Origin of the sequence: Paraburkholderia sejongensis (assembly GCF_020880815.1) — a bacterium.
Lineage (GTDB): Bacteria > Pseudomonadota > Gammaproteobacteria > Burkholderiales > Burkholderiaceae > Paraburkholderia > Paraburkholderia sejongensis.
This window is the reverse complement of the sequence record NZ_JAJITD010000028.1, coordinates 38,320-60,683: the sequence shown is the minus strand read 5'-3', so window position 1 is coordinate 60,683 and position 22,364 is coordinate 38,320. Positions and strand designations below refer to the sequence as shown.

Below are 22,364 nucleotides of genomic sequence, written 5' to 3'. Positions count from 1 at the left end.
CGGCGCTCCGGCTCTGTCAGAACTTCAATGCTTTCCACGATTTGCCTAGGCTTGAAACTAGTCACAAGACTCCCTCTTATTTTAAGGGGTGCCACGTGTCCTGAGAATCAAGGGGCTACTCCACAAAGCCTGCATTATTTCTTCGCGTTCCTCGCGGGTCAGTGGGTCCCGAGAGGAACTCCACCATGAGTCAAACGAGAATTCGCTCGCATTTTCTATGTACGATAAATCTTCACCAAAAATCATCGGGACTCCGCGCCTCGCGTTTCGCCAAACGAGGCTCGAATCCTAACAGCGCAACAGCAACCAGCGAACATCTCTTTATTTTTTCTGCAAGAACTTTGATATAGATTAATAGTCCTATTTCACCGCATAAGCCGAGTCCTAAAAGAAAAGCCCGGTTGCGCAACCAGCGCAACCGGGCCGCATTTTTGTGGGCGAGGCGGTTGAACGACGCGTTATCACGCGTCTTCCGGTCAGGGGCGGCAGCCGAAGCCGATCAAACCGCGCCCTCGGCACTGTGTCTAGTCCCGTCACCACGGTAGCTTTTATGCCAAAACCAACTCGACTTTTATTGATGCGGTACGTTGTCGTGTTCAAACTTAGGATCGAATGCCAGATATGCGAGGCAGCCAGGGTTGCGCTCAACGAAACCAAAGGATAGCCCCCCCCACTCCAAGAATGCGGAAAATGCCAAGGCTTCATCAAGCGATTGTCCTTTTGGATACTCTGTGACTATCAAGTCTTGATAGCGGTTGCGCACTGTTTTGAGAGTGATGCAGCCGCCCACCAACCTAAGCACGAGAAAGCCTGGATGTCCGGGCTTGTGACGGATACGTAAATCCACCTTACTGATCAGCATGCCGTCCGATAGTTGAACCGGACCACCTATATAGAACTGGAAAGCAGTATTCGGAAACGGACTTCGGCTAGTATCTTTCACGTTCAACTGAGTCATGAGTACGTTTTCGACTTTGGCTTTGGTGAAAGGAGTCTGCTGTACCAACGCGCCGATGGTCTGCCACAGCGTCATGTCCGGTCGCGCTTTCTGCCGCTCGCCCGTAAGGCCGCATCCAGCGAGGAAGCTCACAACGACAAGCACGTCGAGCACTACGAATATCGTCGGTCGGCGCACCTGATTTGATTTAGCAACCGACGCACATCTGACAGCCACGCCCTCACTCCCCAACACTGCCCGTCTCGATCAGCGTCGGCTTAAAAGCCACAGAAGAAAGACACTTCGGATTCCGCTCCTTGAAGCTAAAGGATAGTTTTCCCCACTGAAGCTCCGTGGAATATGACGTGACTTCATCAAGCGATATTCCCCGCGGTCGATCTGTAACCCTGAGATCGCTGTAATGAGCGCGTACCTCGGCCAATTCAGTGCAAGTTACGTCAAGATTGAGTACGAGAAAGCCAGGATGCCCGGGCTTGTGACGGATCCGCAAATCCACTTTGCTGATCAGCATGCCGTTCGATAGTGGGATCGGACCACCCATATAGAACTGGAAAGCAGTATTCGGAAACGGGCTCTGGCTAGTATCTTTCACATTTAATTGAGTCATGACTACGTTCTCGACTTTGGTTTTGGTGAAGGGAATCTGCTCCACCAACGTGTCGATGGTCTGCCAAGGCGTGTTGTCCGCGTGCGCCCTGAATCGCCCAGCAACGCTGTGGCATCCGGCAAGCGAAGCGACCTGGAAAAGCACTGCTGGCATTACGCACCAACGCGCCAACTTTAGATAGGTACCGTGCATCGTTCTGGCAACACTAGCCTTACATCGTCGTATCGTCTCCTTCCACCACCGTAGGATCAAAAGCTAACGACCAGAGACAGGTGGGGTTACGTTCCTTGAAACTGAACGACAATTCGCCCCATTGAAGCGTCGCTGTATAGGAAGTGACTTCGTCAAGCGATCTTCCCCGCGGGCGATCTGTGACCTTAAGGTCGCTGTAATGGGCGCGCACCGTCTCCAGACCGACGCAAGCGCCTTCCAGATTGAGCACAAGGAAGCCAGGGTGCCCTGCCTTGTGACGGATTCGTAAGTCCACCCTGCTGATCGTGGTGTCGTCCGAAAGTCTGATCGGACCAGCTATGTAGAACTGAAAGGCAGTATTCTGGATCGGGCTGCGACTAGCGTCTTTTACGGCCAACGGCGTTAGTAGCAGGTTTTCGACCTTGGTCTTAGTGAATGGAATCTGCTGCACGAGGGCTTCAACGGTTTGCCACAGCGTCATGGCCGGTTGCACTCCGCCCTCTTTAGCCGAGACGTTGCCTCCGGCAAGAAAAGTTGCCAAGCCTATTCCCGCGAAAGAAGCGACCAGTTTGCCTCGGCGACTACAGCCAGTCATATCCACATCAGAAGTTGTCGTTGCGCTTTCGCGCCGGAATCGTCCACCCCATCGGTCTAACCGCTCTTTTAAAAGAAACACTTCATCATTTAGTTGTGCCGCCCGCTTCCATCAAGTGCGGAGCGAAAGATATGCCTTCGAGACAGCCTAGATTGCGCTCGAGAAAACCGAAGGACAATTTCCCCCAAGGAAGAATGGCGGAAAACGCTGCGGTCTCGTACGCCGAGCGTCCGCGCGGATAGTCGGTCATTTTGAGGTTGCCGTAATGTGCGCGAACGGTCGCAAGTGAAATACAGGCGCCACTGAACTGGTTTAGTACAAGGAACCCCGGATGACCTGGCTCGCGGCGGATACGAAGATCCACATTGCCGATCACAATGCCGTCCAACAGCCCGATTGGACCGCCAACGTAGAACTCGAATGCGGTGTTCGGGATTGCCCTTCGACTAGCATCTTTCTCCGCTAGTTGTGTCATGAGCACGCTTTCGACTTTGGCTTTGGTGAACGGTATCTGCTCCACCAACGTGTCGATGGTCTGCCACAGTGTCGTATCCAGTTGCGTCATCGATGAATCCTTTCCATGTTGTCCGGCGAAAGCGCTGCATCCGACAAACCAGCTTGCCGCGCTTAGCATTGCAAACGTCCTAATCGGACGGGTATCCCTCTTCATACCAGCTCCCGTAGTAGTCCGCGTAAGTCTGTCCGGTGTTCGATGTCACCTCAGTTCCGAACGTAGTCGCAATTGCTTGCCGGCACGCGACAGCATTGTCGTCCAGCAGGAATTTGTCGTACGCAGCGTTGTATGCCGCGCTGTTCACACCCCCGACGCCGATGTCCGGACCGTGACTAGCGAGGATTTCGCGCTGCGTGCGGATATTGCTCATTGTCGCCGCCGCCTCATCTTCGAGCGTGCCTTGAAGGTAAGCAGACTTTGACGAATAGTCGGGCTCGTACGGATTCATTGCGTGACCGACTTCATGAGACAAAACCTGCGCGTAACTAGTTGGGCGCCTCTTTAGGCCGGAGTCGAGAATGATGATCTGCAGGTAGCGATTCACGTGCGAACCCTTCCCCGCTTCGCCATACTCCATTTCCCACCCCGCGTCCCCCAATGTTTTCAGGTCAACCACCAGACTCGGAGACTTCCGGAGCAACGCTCTAACATCCTCTCCGACCTCCTTCTCCAAAAACTCTGCCACGGGCGCAGGCGCCACGGGCCTCCGCAAAACGCTCACAGCACTTCGTTCCACAGTACCCGCCTGGTCCCGCACCGCCGCCCCACCCAACTCCCCCCCAAGCCCCCTCGCCTTCTTCACCCTCTCCTCGTCGATAAACCGTTTCAACTCCCACGGAGCGGGCACAAAAATCAGCTTGCGACGCTCGAGCAGTTCATAAATCTCCCGAGCCACCTGATGGTCGCTCTTCATGTGAACGCGTTGAGTACTGGGATCTGTATTGCTCAACAGCCCCCGCAGCTTATGCATGTCCCAACTGCTCGACGTCCATGACCACGGACTCACGTCCCGCATAAAGTCATCATGCGCGGCTTTCAATGCCTGCTCGACCTCGGCGAGCTCCTCGCGATCAGGTTGCGGGTTAATCAGACGCCAATAGGAGGCCACGGAAAACGACCACCCATCCTCTATGTGCATCAAACTTCGACTAAAGACCATCAGGACTCCGCACCTCGCGTTTCGCCAAACGAGACCCGAATCCTAATCGCGAAACACCAACCAGCGGACATCTCCTTATTTTTTCCGCAAGAACCTTGATATCGATCAATAGTCCTATTTCACCAAATAAGCCGAGTCCTAAAAGAAAAGCCCGGTTGCGCAACCAGCGCAACCGGGCCTCTCACCTACTCAACGAATTAAAGGACTAAAAAACCGTCGCCGCTCAACCAGCCGAAAAGCGGATCACCCCATCCTGATCCTGCGTCCGCTTCAACTCACCGGCAAACCACAACAGATGCAAATGCGCGAGCGCCTCGCCCATTGCAAACGTCATCTGATGGATATCGAGTTGACGCTTGAACATGATCGGCACGATATCGGCCGCACTGCACGGTTTTTCCGCGCATGCGTCGCGCACTTCCGCGAGCCGCGCGTCGTGATGCTCGCGCAACTGTTGAATGCGCGTGCGCACGCCGCGAAACGGCTTGCCATGCGAAGGCAGCACCAGCGTATCCTCAGGCATCTCTTCATAGCGGCCGAGCGAACCGAGATACAGCGCCAAAGGCGAACCTTCCGGTTCGATATCGAACACCGACACGTTCGTCGAAATGCGCGGCAGCACCATATCGCCCGAAATCAGCGTGCCGGTCTCTTCGCAATACAGCGCGCAGTGCTCAGGCGAATGGCCGAAGCCCGTCACCACACGCCATGTGCGCGCACCGATCGTCAGTTCGTCCGCTTCGCGCAGACGCCGGTACTGCGCGGGAATCGCCGGTACCAGACTCGTGTAGTAGCTCTTACGATTACGCAGTTTGTCGAGCGACTCGGCATCGTTCAAACCATGCCGCGCGAAGTGCCGCGCCGCGGCCTCGCCGCCCGCGTTCGAGCCGTCGCCGGTCGCCATCACGCGTGCCTGCATGTATTCGCCGTGAGTCATCCACAAGCGCGCATCCCAGCGCTGTTTGTCGCCGCCGCTGCACACCCAGTGCGCGAGGCCGATATGGTCCGGGTGACAATGCGTGACGATCACCCGCAACACCGGCAGCCCGCCCAGCACCGTGTCGAACACGTTCTCCCAGTTCTGCTTGATCGTGTCCGACGTAATCCCGCAATCGACCACGGTCCAACCTTGCTGCCCGTCGATCTCATCGCGCAGCAGCCACAGATTGATATGGTCGAGCGCGAACGGCAGCGGCATCCGTAGCCACAGCACGCCAGGCGCGACTTCCATCGTGCGGCCCGAGTCGGGCATCGTGTCGTTGAAGGGATATTGGAGTTGGTGTTCGAGTGCATTCATGGGGACTGTCTTCCTCCGTCGACCTTCCGGCATGGCGAGGTATGCGATACCGGTCGGCCTGGTTGTGGTTGCTTTCCGCTCTACTTGACGATAACGTAAACGTCGATTCTATCGTTCAATCCGCTTTTGTGCCGGGCACCACCGCCACGCGTGGTCATGCGCGGCCACCGGCGGCCACGAGATCTCCCGATGAATACCCAATACACGATCACCGAGCTCGCGCGCGAATTCGACGTGACGCCACGCGCAATCCGCTTCTACGAGGATCAGGGTTTACTCTCGCCGAGCCGCGAAGGTTCGAGCGGCTTGCGGCGCGTCTATTCGGGCCGCGATCGCACGCGCCTGAAACTCACGCTGCGCGGCAAACGGCTCGGCTTCACGCTGTCCGAAATCCGCGACCTGCTCGACGTCTACGAATCGCCGACCGACACCGTGCCGCAACTGCACGCGTTTCTCGCGACCGTCGCGCGTCATCGCGAAGTACTCGAGCGTCAGCGCGAAGATCTCGACGCAACGCTCGAAGATCTCTCGCAGTACGAAGCACAGGCGCGCGCGTTGCTCGAGAACGGCAAGCACGACGCGAAGCCTGCCTGACTTTGACCGGCGCCCCGGGAGTTCGCGCTTTATGAATCACTTTCCCAAACTGCTGTCGTCGCAAATCGGCTTCGACGTCGCGCAGACGATGCTCGAAGGTTTCGACCGCCATTACCGGGTCTTTCGCGACGCCGCGATTCGCGCGAAAACACTGTTCGAAACCGGCGACTGGCACGGTCTGCAACGGCTCGCACGCGAGCGCATCACCTCTTACGACGAGCGCGTGAAGGAATGCGTGGTCCGGCTCGAAGACGAATACGACGCGGAGAACATCGACAGCGAAGTCTGGCAGCAGATCAAGTTGCATTACATCGGTCTGCTGACCTCGCATCGCCAGCCCGAATGCGCGGAAACGTTCTTTAATTCGGTGTGCTGCAAGATTCTGCACCGCTCGTATTTCAACAACGACTTCATCTTCGTGCGCCCGGCCATCTCGACCGAATACATCGAGAACGACGAGCCGGCCGCGAAGCCGACGTATCGCGCGTATTACCCGGGTACCGACGGACTCGCCGCGACGCTGGAGCGAATCGTCACGAATTTCCAGCTCGACGCGCCGTTCGAGGACCTGACACGCGACGTCGGCTGCGTGGTGCAATCGATCCACGACGCGTTCGGCGTATTCGACGAAGCGCCGAACTTCCAGATTCACGTGCTCTCGTCGCTGTTCTTTCGCAACAAGGCCGCGCATATCGTCGGCCGCATCATCAACGGCGACGCGCTGCTGCCGTTCGCTGTGCCGCTGCGTCACGTGCGCCCCGGCGTACTCGCGCTCGACACCGTGCTGCTGCGGCGCGAACAGCTGCTGATCATCTTCAGCTTCTCGCACTCATACTTTCTGGTCGACATGGAAGTGCCGTCCGCGTACGTCCAGTTCCTCGGCACGATCATGCCGGGCAAACCGAAGGCGGAAATCTATACGTCGCTGGGTCTGCAGAAGCAGGGCAAGAATCTGTTCTATCGCGATCTGCTGCATCACCTGTCGCATTCGAGCGATCGATTCATCGTCGCGCCCGGCATCAAGGGACTCGTGATGCTGGTGTTCACGCTGCCGTCGTTTCCGTATGTGTTCAAGGTGATCAAGGACAACTTCCCGCCGCCGAAGGAAACCACCCGCGAGAAGATCCAGGAAAAGTATCAACTGGTCAAACGTCACGACCGGCTGGGCCGAATGGCCGATACGCTCGAATATTCGAGCGTCGCGCTGCCGCTGTCGCGACTCGACGACGCGCTGCTGCGCGAGCTCAAAAAGGAAGTGCCGTCGCTGCTCGAATACGACGGCGACAATCTGGTGATTCGCCATCTGTACATCGAGCGGCGCATGGTGCCGCTGAATCTGTTCCTGCAAAACGGCAACGACGCCGACGTCGAGCACGGCATCAAGGAATACGGCAATGCAGTGAAGGAACTGATCCAGGCGAACATCTTCCCCGGCGACATGCTGTACAAGAACTTCGGCGTCACCCGTCATGGCCGCGTGGTGTTCTACGACTACGACGAAATCGAGTACCTGACCGACTGCAATGTGCGCGCGGTGCCGCCGCCGCGCAACGAGGAAGACGAAATGTCGGGCGAGCCGTGGTACGCGGTCGGCCCGCACGATATTTTTCCGGAAACCTACGGCACGTTCCTGCTTGGCGATCCGCGCGTGCGCCGTTCGTTCATGCAGCATCACGCGGACTTTTTCGAGCCCGCGTTGTGGCAAACCCACAAGGATCATCTGTTGAAGGGCGAGCTGCCCGACTTTTTTCCGTACGACCAGAGCGTGCGTTTTTGCGTGCGCTATCCGGAACGCTTCACCGCCGCGCCCGGCAACACGCGAGCGGATGCACCCGACGCGCGCGCGGCGTAAGCCCGACTCTCAGGTAACGGTCCGGTCGCGTCGGCGGCCGGGCACTCAAGGAGCTTGATGATGAGTGATGCAAATCTCGCTGCAAACCCGTCGGACCCGATCGTCATCGTCGGCGCCGCGCGCACGCCGATGGCGGGCTTTCAGGGCGACTTCGCGACCCTGACCGCGCCGCAGCTCGGCGCGGTCGCGATCGAAGCCGCGGTGCGGCGCGCCGGGCTCAAACCGGAACAGATCGACGAAGTAGTGATGGGCTGCGTGCTGCCCGCCGGTCTCGGCCAGGCGCCCGCGCGTCAGGCCTCGCTCGGCGCGGGGCTGCCGCTCGCGGCCGGCTGCACGACGGTCAACAAGATGTGCGGCTCGGGGATGCGCGCGGCGATGTTCGCGCACGACATGCTCGCCGCCGGCTCGCTCGACGTGATCGTCGCCGGCGGGATGGAAAGCATGACCAATGCGCCGTATCTGTTGCCGAAGGGACGCGGCGGGATGCGCATGGGCCACGGCCAGGTGCTCGACCACATGTTCTACGACGGCCTCGAAGACGCGTACGACAAAGGTCGCCTGATGGGCACGTTCGCGGAGGAATGCGCGGCGTCGTTCGAATTCACTCGCGAAGCGCAGGACGCGTTCGCGGTCGAGTCGCTGAACCGCGCGAAGCGCGCAAACGAGGACGGCTCGTTCGACTGGGAAATCGCGCCGGTGAAAGTGGCGGACCGCAAAGGCGAGATCACGATCACGCACGACGAGCAGCCGTTCAAGGCCAACCTCGACAAAATCCCCACCTTGAAGCCCGCGTTCAGCAAGACCGGCACCGTGACCGCGGCGAACTCGTCGTCGATTTCGGACGGCGCGGCCGCACTGGTGATGATGCGCGAATCGACCGCCAAGCGTCTTGGCGTCACGCCGCTCGCACGCGTGGTCGGTCATTCGACCTTCGCGCAGGAGCCGTCGAAATTCACCACCGCGCCGGTCGGCGCGATCCGCAAGCTGTTCGAGAAGAACGGCTGGCGCGCGGCCGACGTCGATCTGTACGAGATCAACGAAGCGTTCGCGGTCGTCACGATGGCGGCGATGCGGGAACACGACCTGCCGCACGACAAGGTCAACGTGAACGGCGGCGCCTGTGCGCTCGGCCATCCGATCGGCGCTTCGGGCGCGCGCATTCTGGTCACGCTGATCGGCGCTTTGAAAAAACGCGGCGGCAAGCGCGGCGTCGCAACCTTGTGCATCGGCGGCGGCGAAGCGACCGCGATGGGTATCGAACTGGTCTGACGCGCGGCATCCGCCGCGGCTCGGCAAAAGATTCGGCAAGAGACTCGGCAAAACCTTGAGGAATACGATGAAAACAGTATTGATCGTCGGTGCATCGCGAGGCATCGGCCAGGAATTCGTCCGCCAGTACCAGAAGAGCGGCTGGCGCGTGCTAGCCACCGCGCGCGACGGCGCCGCGCTCGATGCGCTCGCCGAACTCGGCGCGCACACTTTCGCGCTCGACGTGACCGCCCCCGACGAAATCGCCGCGCTCGGCTGGAAGCTCGACGGCGAACGGCTCGATGCGGCGATCGTCGTGTCGGGCGTGTACGGCCCGCGCACCGAAGGGATAGAAACGATCACCGCCGAAGACTTCGACCACGTGATGCACACCAACGTGCGCGGCCCGATGCAGTTGCTGCCGGTGCTGCTGCCGCTGGTCGAGGAAGCGGGTGGCGTGCTCGCGGTGATTTCGAGCCATATGGGCAGCACCACCGATGCGACCGGCACGACCGGCTGGCTGTATCGCGCGAGCAAGGCGGCGCTGAACAACGTGCTGAAACTCACGTCGCTCGAAGCGCGGCGCGCGACCTGCGTATCGCTGCATCCGGGCTGGGTCCGCACCGATATGGGCGGCTCGCAGGCCGCGCTCGACCCGTCGCGCAGCGTCACCGGCATGCGCGAAGTACTGGCGCAGGCGGCGGCGTCGCGCGAAGCGTTCAACGGCAAGTTCTTCCAGTACGACGGCACGCAACTCGATTGGTGAGCAACGCGAGGAGACACCCACATGGTGCTTGACCAGGACCACCTGATGGTGCGCGACGCGCTGCGCACCTTCGTTCGCGACGCGATCGCGCCGTACGCGGCGCAATGGGATCGCGACCGCACCTTCCCGCGCGACGTGCACAAGCAGCTCGCCGAACTCGGCGCATACGGCGTGCTGGTGCCCGAAGCGTATGGCGGCGCCGGCATGGACGCGCTCGCGCTCGCGCTGATCCTCGAGGAAATCGCCGCCGGCGACGGCGGCACCTCGACCGCGATCTCGGTCAACAACTGCCCGGTGTGCAGCATCCTGCTCAGCTACGGCAACGACGCGCAAAAACGCGACTGGCTCACCCCGCTCGCGCGCGGCGAGATGCTCGGCGCGTTCTGCCTGACCGAACCGCAAGCGGGCTCGGACGCGTCGGCGCTGCGCACCACCGCCACCCGCGACGGCGACGCGTACGTGCTGAACGGCGTCAAGCAGTTCATCACCAGCGGCAAGAACGGCGACGTCGCGATCGTGATGGCCGTCACCGATAAAACGGCCGGCAAGCGCGGCATCAGCGCGTTCATCGTGCCGACCGCGACGCCCGGCTACGTGGTCGCCCGCGTCGAAGAAAAGCTCGGCCAGCATTCGTCGGACACCGCGCAGATCGTGTTCGACGAGTGCCGCGTGCCGGCCGCGAACCTGATCGGCGCGGAGGGCGAAGGCTACCGGATCGCGCTGTCGGGTCTCGAAGGCGGGCGCATCGGCATCGCCGCGCAGAGCGTCGGCATGGCGCGCGCCGCGTTCGAGGCCGCGCTGAGCTACGCGAAGGAGCGCGAGAGCTTCGGCGCGCCGCTGTTCTCGCATCAGGCGGTACAGTTCCGCCTTGCCGAGATGGCGACGCAACTCGAAGCCGCGCGCCAGCTGATCTGGCATGCGGCGTCGCTGAAAGACGCCGGCCAGCCGTGCCTGACCGAAGCGGCGATGGCCAAGCTGTTCGCATCCGAAGCGGCCGAGCGCATCTGTTCGGCCGCGCTGCAGATTCACGGCGGCTACGGCTATCTGAGCGACTTCCCGGTCGAGCGGATTTACCGCGACGTGCGCGTGTGCCAGATCTACGAAGGCACCAGCGATATCCAGAAGATTCTGATCGCCCGCGCGCTCAACCACTGAACTTGATGAATAAGCCATTGTTGTCCAAGCAACGACCTGTCGACTGTCCGTGCGGCGGCACGACACCCGAAACCCGCAGCGGCGCGGCCGCCAGGGCCCCGCGCTTCGCCGAGTGCTGCGGCCGTTATATCGACGGCGGCGAAGCCGCGCCGCGCGCGCTCGAACTGATGCGCTCGCGCTACAGCGCGTATGTCCTGGGCGCAACCGACTACCTGCGCGCGACCTGGGATCCGCGCACCTGCCCCGCCGATCTCGACGCGGATCCGGCCGCGCCCGATGCGCCGCGTTGGCTCGGACTGCAGATCAAATCGTTCGCGCAAAGCGACGCCGGGCACGCGACGGTCGAATTCATCGCCCGCTACAAAGTGGCGGGACGCGCGCATCGGCTGCACGAATTGAGCCGCTTCGTGCGCGGTGACGATGGACGCTGGCGTTATGTTGATGGCGACGTTAATGACTAGGCAATCATTCTGTTTCATTAAGCGCTCACTGCATTGAACGCCGAATCTTTCCGCTGTCTTTCACGATCCCTCGGCGTAGTTAGCAGAGCTTTACATCAGGCCTTCATCGAAGGCCTTTTCTTTAAGCGCTGCATTGAACATTCCCCTGTTGGCCCCGCGCCACAGCGCTTACACGACCTTTCCCCATCACCTCCCGCCACCGCGCCCCAAGCCTCGCCGGCCATGCCTTCGAAGCGTCAGCCAGCAAGGCAGAAATTTTTTCGGCCCGGGTTCTCCTTGATTGCACAAAACAAAATTGTCGTGCCAGGATGAGTCCGTAGTTTCATGACGTCACGTTGCGAGAGCGAGTCACACCCGCTCCGCAAGATGTGCAGGAAACCGTGCCGGCCGCCACGTACTCGCGAGCCGCGGCGGTTCGACGTGCATCCAGTGACGCTCATCATCGGCGCGTGGGGTCGCGTCGGCCGTTGGGTTCATCCCGTGCGATCTCGACTGGCGTGCGTGCGCTTTGCGCACAACGCACGCGAGTGAATCTGTTTGTCGAAAAAAGCAGTGCGATTCGGCAACCAGAGGGCACGGAGTTCGGGACAGGTCTTTCAGGCAGGTGCGTCAATGGTGTTGAGCAAGGTACTGAAGCAGTGTGCGGCGATCTGCGCCGCGGCCACTTGTGCTGTCGCGATCGCGCACGCCGATCCGCTGCGCGCGACGCCCGCTGCCGCCGTCGATGCGACGCCGCTGTCCGACACCCAGGGACCGCTGTCGAGCGCCCGCGTGCCGCGCCTCGCGCTCGACGACGCCTATCTGCCCGTCGCCCACCTGAACGAACAGATCATTCGCGTGCCGGTCGACGCCGACGGCTCGATCACGCTCGAAACGACGATCTACAAACCGGACGGCCGCGGCCCGTTCCCGATGATCGTGTTCAACCACGGCAAGATCCAGGGCGACCCGCGCACCCAGGAACGCAGCGACCCGCTGCCGTTCGCGCGCGAATTCGTGCGCCGCGGCTACGTGGTGGTCGCGCCGAACCGCCAGGGCTTCGGCGAGTCGGGCGGCGTGTACCAGCAGGACGGCTGCGATGTCGAAGCCAATGGCCTGAGCCAGGCCGGCGACGTCGCCGCGACGATCGACTACATGTCGAAGCAACCGTATGTCGACGCCACTCACATCGCGGTGGCCGGCACCTCGCACGGCGGTCTCGCGACGATCGCGTACGGCACCGAAGCGATGCCCGGCGTGCGCGCGCTGATCAATTTCTCGGGCGGCCTGCGTCAGGACGCGTGCACCGACTGGCAGGGCAATCTGACCCGCGCGTTCGGCAGCTATGGCGAGCACACCAAAGTTCCGTCGCTGTGGCTGTACGGCAATAACGATTCGGTGTGGAACGCCCCGCTCGTCGCCGGCATGTACGCCGCGTACCGCGCGCACGGCGCGAACGTGAAGATGGTCGATTTCGGCAACTACAAGAACGACGCGCATCGGCTCGTCGGCGATCGCGACGGCGTGCACGTGTGGTGGCCGTCGGTCGAAGCGTTCCTCGCGCGCGCCGGCATGCCGACCGCGGTGCAGTATCAGGTCGCCGATCCGGCCGCGCCGAAGGCGACCGGCTTCGCCGCGCTCGACGCGATCGATGCGGTGCCGTACCTCGACGAAGCGGGCCGCAACGGCTATCGCAACTTCCTGCATCAGTACCCGAGCCGCGCGTTCGCGGTGTCGGATTCGGGCGCATGGTCGTGGGCCGAGGGCGGCGACAATCCGATGTCGGTCGCGATCAACAATTGCCAGAAGCAGAGCGCCGATCCGTGCAAGCTGTACGCGGTCGATAACTCGGTGGTGTGGGGCCACCAGGATTCGCGCACGGCCGACGCGGGTAACGCGAATGGCGACGAGCGCCGCGCGCTGGCGAGCCGCGAATGACACGCGAGTAGTTCCGCTCGAAGAGACGAAGGCCTGCTGAACCAGCAGGCCTTTTTCTTTTGGATCGCAGCCATCGGCGCAGCACTGCCACGCCCACGCTTTTCACCTTACGCGGTCCCCCAAAAGCCCCGTCGCCCCAAATTCTCGCCAGTAATCGCCCATTACTTTGACGTCGTCATCTGCGGCGATTTGCGAGCTTCGCTAGCGATGTCATTCGAGCTGCATCGAACAGCGCCAAACCCCGGCGCGACAACGAAAAACGGGCGTTGCGGACCAGGTGCGCGCGGCCCGAGAAACCGCTAATCTCGACCCCGCGCGCTCGTCGAGGCTCGCGCGTCGCCGGCCGAAAAATTGCGCGGCGCCGCGAAAGCCCCTTCAAACAGGGGCCCAAAAGTCGCCTCGCGAGCCAGCGGTAGAAAAGCATCCTGGAGTACCCCCTTTGGAAAACTCAGCAGCACCTTCCGTTGCACCGCCCGTCGTCGCCGACGACTGGGTCGCCCGCAGTCTGAAAGCGGTATGGCATCCCTGCACGCAGATGAAGCATCACGAACGTCTGCCGCTGATCCCCGTCGCGCGCGGTCAGGGCGCGTGGCTCTACGATCGCGCCGGCCATCGCTATCTGGATGCGATCAGCTCGTGGTGGGTCAATCTGTTCGGCCACGCGAACCCGCGCATCAATGGGGCGCTGAAAGATCAGCTCGACACGCTCGAACACGCGATGCTCGCCGGCTGCACGCACGAGCCCGCGGTCGAACTCGCCGAGCGGCTGCGCGCGCTGACCGGCGACACGCTCGGCCATGCGTTTTTCGCGTCGGACGGCGCGTCGGCGGTCGAAATCGCGCTGAAGATGAGCTTTCACAGCTGGCGCAATCGCGGCCATGCGGACAAGCAGGAATTCGTCTGCATTGCCAACAGTTACCACGGCGAGACGATCGGCGCGCTCGGCGTGACCGACGTCGCGCTGTTCAAGGACGCATACGATCCGCTGATCCGTCATGCACACGTGGTTGCATCGCCCGATGCGCGGCTCGCGCAGGCCGGCGAATCCGCCGCCGACCTCGCGCGCCGCGCGCTCGATAACGTGCGCACGCTGTTCGATGCGCGCGCGCACAGGATCGCCGCGCTGATCGTGGAGCCGCTGGTGCAATGCGCGGCCGGCATGGCGATGCACGATCCGTCGTACGTGGCGGGTTTGCGCGCGTTGTGCGACCGCTACGGCGTGCATCTGATTGCCGACGAAATCGCGGTCGGCTGCGGGCGCACCGGCACCTTTTTCGCGAGCGAACAGGCCGGCGTCTGGCCGGACTTCCTGTGTCTGTCGAAAGGGATCAGCGGCGGTTATCTGCCGCTGTCGATCGTGCTGTCGCGCGATGAAATCTACGCGGCCTTCTATCACGACGACACCGCGCGCGGCTTCCTGCACTCGCACTCGTACACCGGCAACCCGCTCGCGTGCCGCGCAGCGCTCGCCACGCTCGACCTGTTCGCAAGCGACGACGTGCTGGCCGCCAACGCGCGCAAAGTCGCGACGCTGAAAGCCGCGCTCGCGCCGCTCCGCGAGCATCCGCACGTACGCAACCTGCGCCAATGCGGAACGATCTTCGCGTTCGACGCGGTGCTCGACGACCCTCAACATGCCAAAACGTTTTCGCGGCGCTTCTTCGAAAACGCGTTGCAGCGCGAACTGCTGCTGCGCCCGATCGGCACCACCGTGTATCTGATGCCGCCGTACATCCTCGACGACGAAGAACTCGCGCTGCTCGCCGCCCGCACGCGCGAAACTTTCGACGCCACGCTCGCGGAGCTTTGCTGATGCATCTACTCGACACGCTCTCCGAGGGGCTCAAAGAACTCGACGCGCGCGGGTTGCGACGTCGCCGCCGCATTGCCGACACGCCGTGCGCCGCGCACATGACCGTCGACGGCCGCCAGATCATCGGCTTTGCGAGCAACGACTATCTCGGTCTCGCCGCGCATCCGCAGCTGATCGACGCGATCGCCGAAGGCGCGCGCCGTTACGGCGCGGGCAGCGGCGGCTCGCATCTGCTCGGCGGCCATTCGCGCGCGCACGCGCAGCTCGAAGACGACCTCGCTGAATTCGCCGGCGGCTTCGTCGCCGAACCGCGCGCGCTCTACTTCAGCACCGGCTATATGGCCAATCTCGCGACGCTGACCGCGCTCGCGGGCCGCGGCACCACGCTGTTTTCCGACGCGCTGAATCACGCGTCGTTGATCGACGGCGCGCGGCTGTCGCGCGCCGACGTGCAGATCTACCCGCACTGCGATATGGAAGCGTTGAGCGCGATGCTCGAAGCGTCGGATGCGGACGTGAAGGTGATCGTCTCCGACACCGTGTTCAGCATGGACGGCGACGTCGCGCCGCTGCCGCGTCTGCTCGAACTCGCGCAGCGCCACGGCGCGTGGTTGATCGTCGACGACGCGCACGGCTTCGGCGTGCTCGGCCCGCAAGGCCGCGGCGCGATCGCCGAAGCCGCGCTGCGCTCGCCGCATCTGATTTCGATCGGCACGCTCGGCAAAGCAGCCGGCGTGTCCGGCGCGTTCGTCGTCGCGCATGCGACGGTGATCGAATGGCTGGTGCAACGCGCGCGGCCGTATATCTTCACGACCGCGTCGGTGCCGGCGGCCGCGTATGGGGTGTCGGCGAGTTTGCGGATCATCGGCGGTGCGGAAGGCGACCAGCGGCGCGCGCATCTGCGCGAGCTGATCGAACGCACCCGCGCGCTGCTGAAAGCAACCCCGTGGTTGCCCGTCGATTCGCACACCGCCGTGCAGCCGCTGATCATCGGCGCGAACGATGCGACGCTAGAACTGGCCGCGTCGCTCGATCGCGCCGGGCTGTGGGTCCCCGCGATCCGGCCGCCGACCGTGCCGGCCGGCACCTCGCGGCTGCGCATCTCGCTGTCCGCCGCGCACTCGCACGCGGATCTCGACCGGCTCGAAGCCGGTCTGCAACAACTGGGAGCGAACGCCGCATGAGCCACGCGAATCACGCCAACGGCGCGCTGTCACTGTTCGTCACCGGCACCGACACCGAGATCGGCAAGACCTTCGTGTCGTCCGCGCTGCTGCGCGGCTTCGTGCGCGCGGGCTTGCAGGCGGCCGCGATGAAGCCGGTCGCGGCCGGCGCGTTCGAACTCGACGGCGTGCTGCACAACGAAGACGCGGATCAGCTCGACGCCGCATCGAGCGTGCTGCTGCCGCCCGCAATGCGCACCCCGTATCTGCTGAAGGAACCGGCCGCGCCGCATATCGCGGCCGCGCTGCAGAACGTGCGCTTCGATCTCGCGCACATCGTCGAATGCCACCGGCAAGCGGTACAGCTTGCGGACGTGGTGGTGGTCGAAGGCGTCGGCGGCTTCCGGGTGCCGTTGACCGCGACCGAGGACACCGCCGATCTCGCGGTCGCGCTGAAGCTGCCGGTCGTGCTGGTGGTCGGCATGCGGCTCGGCTGCATCAGCCACGCGCTGCTGACCGCCGAAGCGATCGCCGCGCGCGGGCTCAGGCTCGCGGGCTGGGTTGCGAACCGGATCGACCCTGAAATGACTTTTCCCGACGAAAACATCGCGTCGATTCGCGCGCATCTGGCGCAAGCGTACGACGCGCCGCTGCTCGGCATCGTCCCGCATCTGAATCCGCGCTCGCCGGAGCAGGCCGCCGAACAGCTCGACATTCAACGGCTGCTGCGGACGCTGCGCGAAGCGCACGACGCATAACACCGCCGGATTGCTGCGCCGAACCTTATTCATCCGTATCCGTACACGAGGATCGAACTCATGACCCAACTGAACATCACCCCGAGCGCGGCCGACACGGCCGCCGCCATCAACCCGCACACGAACACGAACGCGACCACCGCCGATGCAAAATCGCTCGCGCGCTGGCGCGTCGCCGACATCGTCGCGCTGTACGAACTGCCGTTCAACGACCTGCTGTTCCGCGCGCAGCAAACGCATCGCGAGCATTTCGACGCGAACGCGGTGCAGTTGTCGACGCTGCTGTCGATCAAGACCGGTGGCTGCGAAGAGGATTGCGCGTACTGTCCGCAATCGGTCCATCACGACACCGGCCTCGAAGCCGACAAGCTGATGGCCGTCGACGACGTGCTGGCCGCCGCGCAGGTCGCCAAACAGAACGGCGCGACCCGCTTCTGCATGGGCGCCGCGTGGCGCAATCCGAAAGACCGCCACCTCGAACCGATCAAGGACATGATCCGCGGCGTGAAGGCGATGGGCCTCGAAACCTGCGTGACGCTCGGCATGCTGGAGACGCACCAGGCGCAGGCGCTGCGCGACGCGGGCCTCGACTACTACAACCACAACCTCGATACGTCGCCGGAGTTCTACGGCCAGATCATTTCGACGCGTACCTATCAGGACCGTCTGGACACGCTGGAACGCGTGCGCGACGCGGGCATCAACGTGTGCTGCGGCGGCATCGTCGGAATGGGCGAGTCGCGCCGCGAGCGCGCGGGGCTGATCGCGCAGCTCGCGAACATGGAGCCGTATCCGGAATCGGTGCCGATCAACAACCTCGTGCAGGTGCAAGGCACGCCGCTCACCGGCACCGAGGCGATCGACCCGTTCGAATTCGTGCGCACGATCGCGATTGCGCGTATCACGATGCCGCGCGCAATGGTGCGGCTGTCGGCCGGCCGCGAGCAGATGGACGAAGCGCTGCAGGCGATGTGCTTCCTCGCCGGCGCGAACTCGATTTTCTACGGCGACCAGTTGCTGACCACCAGCAACCCGCAGGCCGAAGCGGACCGCAAGCTGCTCGAACGTCTGGGCATTCGCGCCGAGGCCGCGCAGCAGATGCCGGCCGAGCAAAGCGGTTGCGAGCGCGGCTGCTCGCACGGTGATGCCGAGCACGCTCACGCTTCGACGAACTAGGCATCGTCGCTAGCGCGCGCCGCAAAAACGCGCGCATGTAAAAAGGGCTGCCCCGCGCACAGCGGGGCAGCCCTTTTATTTCGCAGCAAACTTCCCGGCCTTACTTGCGATCGACGATGATCTGATCGAACGTACCGCCGTCGGAGAAATGCGTATCCTGCGCTTTCTGCCAACTGCCGAACATCTCTTCGACCGTGAAGGTCTTGAGCGGCTTGAACTCGGCAGCGTGCTTCGCGAACACGTCCTTGTTACGCGGCCGCAGATGATGCTGCGCGATGATTTCCTGCGCGGCCGGCGTCCACAGATAGTCGAGATACGCCTGCGCCGCCTTGCGGGTGCCGCGCTTGTCGACCACCTTATCGACGATCGACACCGGCGGCGCCGCCAGCAGGCTCACCGACGGATACACCGCTTCGTAGCTGCCGGCGCCGACGCCCGTGTCGATCAGCGACACTTCGTTCTCGAACGTGACCAGCACGTCGCCGATACCGCGCTGCGTGAAGGTGGTCGTCGCGCCGCGGCCGCCGGTATCGAGCACCGGCACGTTGCGGAAGATCGCCTTCACGAAGTCCTGCGCCTGCGCATCGGTGCCGCCGTGCTGCTTGCGAAAACCCCATGCGGCAAGGTACGAATAGCGGCCGTTGCCCGAGGTCTTCGGATTTGCGATCACCGCCTGGATGCCCGGCTTCGCGAGATCGTCCCAGTCCTTGATGTGCTTCGGGTTGCCCTTGCGCACGAGGAACACCATCGTGGTCGTGTACGGCGCGCTGTCGTCCGGCAGGCGCGCACGCCAGTTCGCCGGAACGAGATGGCCCTTCTCCGCGAGCAGATCGATGTCGTTCGGCTGGTTCATCGTCACGACGTCCGCCTGCAGACCTTGCAGCACCGACAGCGCTTGCGCGCTCGACGCGCCGTGCGACTGGCGCACCGCGATGGTCTCGCCGCTCTTCTGCTTGTACGCCGCGATGAAACCCGCGTTGATGTCCTTGTACAGCTCGCGCGTCACGTCGTACGACACGTTCAGCAGCGCCGTTTCCGCGTATGCGCTCGACATGCCGCCGCTCGCGAGCGTGAGTGCCGTGATGCCGGCTGCGAGCCAGCGCATTGTCCCCGTGTTGCCCTTCATCCTGTCCCCGCCTGTCGGTAAAGAAAACCTGTGGCCGCACCTGCGGCGTGAAGCGGGATTCTAACGGATTGCTTACCAATCGCGCTGCGCTCAGATCGACGCGGCGTTCACATCAGCACGTGCTGCGCGACCTCGAACTCCTCTTCGCGAAACCGCAGCGGCGCCGCGCAGTGCACCAGCGTGTCGATGAAATACTTCGCGCGCGGCCACGGCCCGAAGCCGGCCGCGGTGTTGATATGCCCCGCGTCGCCGAGATTCACGAACGCGCTGCCGAACCGGTGCGCGAGATCGCGGGCGTCGGCGAGCGACATCCACGGATCGGTTTCGCTGCCGATCAGGATCGACGGCACGCCGAGCCGGCGCGCGTCGAACGGCCCGGCGAACGCGAACTTGCGCGGACTCGCGGGCGCGACGAACAACACCCCGACCACGTCGCTCACGAGCGAACTCTGTTGCAGCGCGTGCGCGGTCGCGAGGCAGCCGAAGCTATGCGCGGCCAGCACAAATGGGCCGCGTTCGCGCGCGAGCAACTCGCGCAGCGAGTTCGCCCAGCCGGCGATATCGGGTGCATCCCAGTTGGCCTGCTCGACCCGCAGCGAGCGCGCGAACTGCCGCTCGAGCCAGCTTTGCCAATGCGCGCCTTCGCTGCCGTGCAGGCCGGGAACGGTGACGAGCCGCGGCGGCCACGTCGATCGGGTGCATGAAAGCATAGCGGTGCCTCGCTGCGAGAATCCGGGCAGTCATTGTCACGCGCGACCGCGCGCGCACGAACCAAGTTTTTGTGCTTTGGTTATCGGCGATACGGGCACCTCACGCGGCGCAGCGCGCGAGCGACGAAACGCACGTCCGTGCGCAAGTGCGCGCGATCGGCGTCGAAAAAGTAGAATGACGCCTATCCATAGCGGGAGGAGACCCCGATGCCGCACGCGCTGTCCCAGCCGCGTCACCCGAGCCACGCACGCCACGCGCCGCCCGCGGCGCGGCCACGTTGCGCCGGCGCGAGCCGGCTCCGCCCCGCTGCCGCGAACCTCAGCGCTTGCGCAAGCCCGAGCCGATGAAAGTCCTCTTCTACCAGTCCAGTACCGACGCCGCCGCGTGGCTGCACGATCTCGCCCGCGCGCTGCCGGCCGCCGAACTGCGCGAATGGCAACCGGGCGACCACGCGCCGGCCGACTTCGCGATCGTCTGGCGGCCGCCGGCCGAAATGCTGGCCGGCCGCGACTCGCTGCGCGCGATCTTCAATCTCGGCGCCGGCGTCGATGCGATGCTCGCGCTCGAACGCGAACGGCCCGGCACACTGCCGCGCAACGTGCCGCTGATTCGCCTCGAAGACACCGGCATGGGCGCGCAGATGGCCGAGTACGTGACGTACGCGGTGCTGCGTTATCTGCGCCGCTTCGACGAATACCAGGCACAGCAAAGCGAACGTCGCTGGCAGGTACTGAAACCGCATCCGCGCGAGCGCTTCACCGTCGGCGTGCTCGGGCTCGGCGTGCTCGGCATCCGGGTCGCGCAAACGCTCGCGTCATTCGGTCTGCCCGTGCGCGGTTATAGCCGTAGCGCGAAGCAGATCGACGGCATCACGACGTTCGCGGGCGAAGCGCAATTCGACGCGTTTCTCGACGGCGCGAGCGTGCTGGTCAATCTGCTGCCGCGCACGCCCGACACCGAGGGCGTACTGAACGCGCGAAGCTTCGCGAAGCTCGCGCGCGGCGCTTATCTGATCAACGTCGCGCGCGGCGCGCATCTGGTCGAAGCGGATCTGCTCGACGCGCTCGCGAGCGGCCAGCTCAGCGCCGCGACGCTCGACGTATTCCATGAAGAACCGCTGCCCGCCGACCACCCGTTCTGGCGCGAGCCGCGCATCACGATCACCCCGCATGTGTCGGCGCTGACGTTGCGCGAGGAAAGCGTCGCGCAGATCGCGCGCAAGATCGATGCGCTCATGCGCGGCGAGCCGGTGAGCGGCGTCGTCCAGCTCGAGCGCGGCTATTGACGCGCAACGTTCGGACCGCAAACGGATTCGCTGAAACCGCAACAGAATCGCTAGAGACCGGAGACAGATCATGGCCTTACCGAAGCAGGTGAAAATCGTTGAAGTCGGTCCGCGCGACGGACTGCAGAACGAAAAGGAATTCGTCCCGACCGCGACCAAGATCGAACTGATCGACCGGCTGTCCGCGGCGGGTTTTCGCAATGTCGAAGCCGCGTCGTTCGTGTCGCCGAAGTGGGTGCCGCAGATGGCCGACGGCGCCGACGTGATGGGCGGCATCGCGCGTCGCGACGGCACGATCTATTCGGTGCTGACGCCGAACCTGCGCGGCTTCGAAGGCGCGCTCGCCGCGCGCGCGGACGAGATCGTGATCTTCGGCGCGGCCAGCGAGGCGTTCTCGCAGAAGAACATTAATTGCAGCATCGCCGAGAGCATCGAGCGCTTCGCGCCGGTCGCGGCCGCCGCGAAGGAGCACGGTCTGCGCATTCGCGGCAGCGTGTCGTGCGCGCTCGGCTGCCCGTATCAGGGCGAGGTGCCGGTCGCGTCGGTGGTCGACGTCGTCGAACGCTTCGCGGCGCTCGGCTGCGACGAGATCGATATCGCCGATACGATCGGCGTCGGCACCGCGCAGCGCACCCGCGAAGTGTTCGAAGCGGTCACCAGGGTGTTCCCGCGCGAACGGCTGTCCGGCCACTTCCACGACACCTATGGCCAGGCGCTCGCGAACATCTATGCGGCGCTGCTCGAAGGCATCGAGATTTACCACGCGTCGGTCGCCGGGCTCGGCGGCTGTCCGTATGCGAAGGGCGCGACCGGCAACGTCGCGACCGAAGACGTGCTGTATCTGATGCACGGCTTGGGCATCGAGACCGGTATCGACCTCGCGCAAGTGGTGCAGATCGGCGACTTCATTTCGACCGCAATCGGCCGGCCCACCGTCTCGCGTGCCGGCAAGGCGCTGCTCGCGAAGGCGCGCAGCGAAGCGAACAGCTGCGTCTGAGCGGCAACTGACATCACCTC

At 63.4% G+C, this 22,364-nt stretch carries 21 protein-coding genes; 13 read left to right on the top strand and 8 right to left on the bottom strand.

Annotated elements, in window-relative coordinates; translation table 11 throughout:
- Positions 1-571: 571 nt before the first annotated feature.
- The 6 genes from LJ656_RS33265 to LJ656_RS33240 all read right to left on the bottom strand — a co-directional run bounded on the left by LJ656_RS33265 (position 572) and on the right by LJ656_RS33240 (position 5,322).
- The gene (locus LJ656_RS33265; RefSeq protein WP_230513689.1) at positions 572-1,111 is read right to left on the bottom strand and encodes a hypothetical protein; all 540 of its coding nucleotides are present in this window, start codon (positions 1,109-1,111) and stop codon (positions 572-574) included.
- Positions 1,112-1,178: 67 nt separating this feature from the next.
- Positions 1,179-1,718 (bottom strand): hypothetical protein, encoded by a 540-nt coding sequence (locus LJ656_RS33260; protein ID WP_230513688.1) that lies wholly within the window; start codon positions 1,716-1,718, stop codon positions 1,179-1,181.
- Between the two features lie 58 nt (positions 1,719-1,776).
- Positions 1,777-2,298, bottom strand: a complete 522-nt coding sequence (locus tag LJ656_RS33255) for a hypothetical protein (RefSeq protein WP_230513687.1) — start codon at positions 2,296-2,298, stop codon at positions 1,777-1,779.
- Positions 2,299-2,437: 139 nt separating this feature from the next.
- Entirely contained in the window at positions 2,438-2,917 is a 480-nt protein-coding gene (locus LJ656_RS33250) for a hypothetical protein (protein ID WP_230513686.1), read from the bottom strand.
- A 79-nt stretch (positions 2,918-2,996) separates the two neighbouring features.
- Positions 2,997-4,025 (bottom strand): hypothetical protein, encoded by a 1,029-nt coding sequence (locus LJ656_RS33245; RefSeq protein WP_230513685.1) that lies wholly within the window; start codon positions 4,023-4,025, stop codon positions 2,997-2,999.
- 223 nt (positions 4,026-4,248) lie between these two features.
- A complete protein-coding gene (locus LJ656_RS33240; RefSeq protein WP_230513684.1) occupies positions 4,249-5,322 on the bottom strand; it encodes an MBL fold metallo-hydrolase in 1,074 nt (357 codons plus the stop codon).
- A 189-nt stretch (positions 5,323-5,511) separates the two neighbouring features.
- Here LJ656_RS33240 and LJ656_RS33235 point away from each other — a divergent pair, with 189 nt between their 5' ends.
- The 11 genes from LJ656_RS33235 (at position 5,512) to bioB (ending at position 18,225) form a co-directional block, all read left to right on the top strand.
- Positions 5,512-5,916 carry a MerR family transcriptional regulator gene (locus LJ656_RS33235; RefSeq protein WP_230513683.1) on the top strand — a complete coding sequence of 135 codons (405 nt, stop codon included), beginning with the start codon at positions 5,512-5,514 and terminating at the stop codon, positions 5,914-5,916.
- A 31-nt stretch (positions 5,917-5,947) separates the two neighbouring features.
- Positions 5,948-7,768, top strand: coding sequence for a bifunctional isocitrate dehydrogenase kinase/phosphatase (gene aceK, locus LJ656_RS33230; RefSeq protein WP_230513682.1), 1,821 nt, complete (start codon positions 5,948-5,950; stop codon positions 7,766-7,768).
- Positions 7,769-7,828: 60 nt separating this feature from the next.
- The gene (locus tag LJ656_RS33225) at positions 7,829-9,037 is read left to right on the top strand and encodes an acetyl-CoA C-acetyltransferase (protein WP_230513681.1); all 1,209 of its coding nucleotides are present in this window, start codon (positions 7,829-7,831) and stop codon (positions 9,035-9,037) included.
- A 67-nt stretch (positions 9,038-9,104) separates the two neighbouring features.
- Positions 9,105-9,782, top strand: a complete 678-nt coding sequence (locus LJ656_RS33220; RefSeq protein WP_230513680.1) for an SDR family oxidoreductase — start codon at positions 9,105-9,107, stop codon at positions 9,780-9,782.
- A gap of 21 nt (positions 9,783-9,803) precedes the next feature.
- Complete coding sequence (locus LJ656_RS33215) at positions 9,804-10,937, top strand: acyl-CoA dehydrogenase family protein (RefSeq protein WP_230513679.1); 1,134 nt, start codon at positions 9,804-9,806, stop codon at positions 10,935-10,937.
- A 5-nt stretch (positions 10,938-10,942) separates the two neighbouring features.
- Positions 10,943-11,398 (top strand): YchJ family protein, encoded by a 456-nt coding sequence (locus tag LJ656_RS33210; RefSeq protein WP_230513678.1) that lies wholly within the window; start codon positions 10,943-10,945, stop codon positions 11,396-11,398.
- Positions 11,399-12,010: 612 nt separating this feature from the next.
- The gene (locus tag LJ656_RS33205; RefSeq protein ID WP_230513677.1) at positions 12,011-13,315 is read left to right on the top strand and encodes a dienelactone hydrolase family protein; all 1,305 of its coding nucleotides are present in this window, start codon (positions 12,011-12,013) and stop codon (positions 13,313-13,315) included.
- A 439-nt stretch (positions 13,316-13,754) separates the two neighbouring features.
- Complete coding sequence (gene bioA / locus LJ656_RS33200; RefSeq protein ID WP_230513676.1) at positions 13,755-15,128, top strand: adenosylmethionine--8-amino-7-oxononanoate transaminase; 1,374 nt, start codon at positions 13,755-13,757, stop codon at positions 15,126-15,128.
- On the top strand, positions 15,128-16,312 hold the full coding sequence (bioF, locus tag LJ656_RS33195) for an 8-amino-7-oxononanoate synthase (protein WP_230513675.1): 1,185 nt from the start codon (positions 15,128-15,130) through the stop codon (positions 16,310-16,312). The genes bioA and bioF overlap by 1 nt, the downstream gene beginning before the upstream one ends.
- Positions 16,309-17,049, top strand: a complete 741-nt coding sequence (bioD, locus tag LJ656_RS33190; RefSeq protein ID WP_230513674.1) for a dethiobiotin synthase — start codon at positions 16,309-16,311, stop codon at positions 17,047-17,049. The genes bioF and bioD overlap by 4 nt, the downstream gene beginning before the upstream one ends.
- Before the next feature lie 60 nt (positions 17,050-17,109).
- Positions 17,110-18,225: a biotin synthase BioB gene (bioB, locus tag LJ656_RS33185; RefSeq protein ID WP_230513673.1), complete on the top strand. Its 1,116-nt coding sequence runs from the start codon at positions 17,110-17,112 to the stop codon at positions 18,223-18,225.
- 100 nt (positions 18,226-18,325) lie between these two features.
- On the opposite strand, the gene LJ656_RS33180 is transcribed toward bioB, so the two are convergent.
- Both LJ656_RS33180 and LJ656_RS33175 read right to left on the bottom strand, forming a co-directional pair.
- The gene (locus tag LJ656_RS33180; RefSeq protein WP_230513672.1) at positions 18,326-19,351 is read right to left on the bottom strand and encodes a sulfate ABC transporter substrate-binding protein; all 1,026 of its coding nucleotides are present in this window, start codon (positions 19,349-19,351) and stop codon (positions 18,326-18,328) included.
- Between the two features lie 107 nt (positions 19,352-19,458).
- On the bottom strand, positions 19,459-20,061 hold the full coding sequence (locus LJ656_RS33175) for an RBBP9/YdeN family alpha/beta hydrolase (protein WP_230513671.1): 603 nt from the start codon (positions 20,059-20,061) through the stop codon (positions 19,459-19,461).
- A gap of 344 nt (positions 20,062-20,405) precedes the next feature.
- Here LJ656_RS33175 and LJ656_RS33170 point away from each other — a divergent pair, with 344 nt between their 5' ends.
- Both LJ656_RS33170 and LJ656_RS33165 read left to right on the top strand, forming a co-directional pair.
- Positions 20,406-21,347 (top strand): 2-hydroxyacid dehydrogenase, encoded by a 942-nt coding sequence (locus LJ656_RS33170; RefSeq protein ID WP_230513670.1) that lies wholly within the window; start codon positions 20,406-20,408, stop codon positions 21,345-21,347.
- 70 nt (positions 21,348-21,417) lie between these two features.
- Positions 21,418-22,344, top strand: coding sequence for a hydroxymethylglutaryl-CoA lyase (locus LJ656_RS33165; protein WP_230513669.1), 927 nt, complete (start codon positions 21,418-21,420; stop codon positions 22,342-22,344).
- Positions 22,345-22,364: the final 20 nt, after the last annotated feature.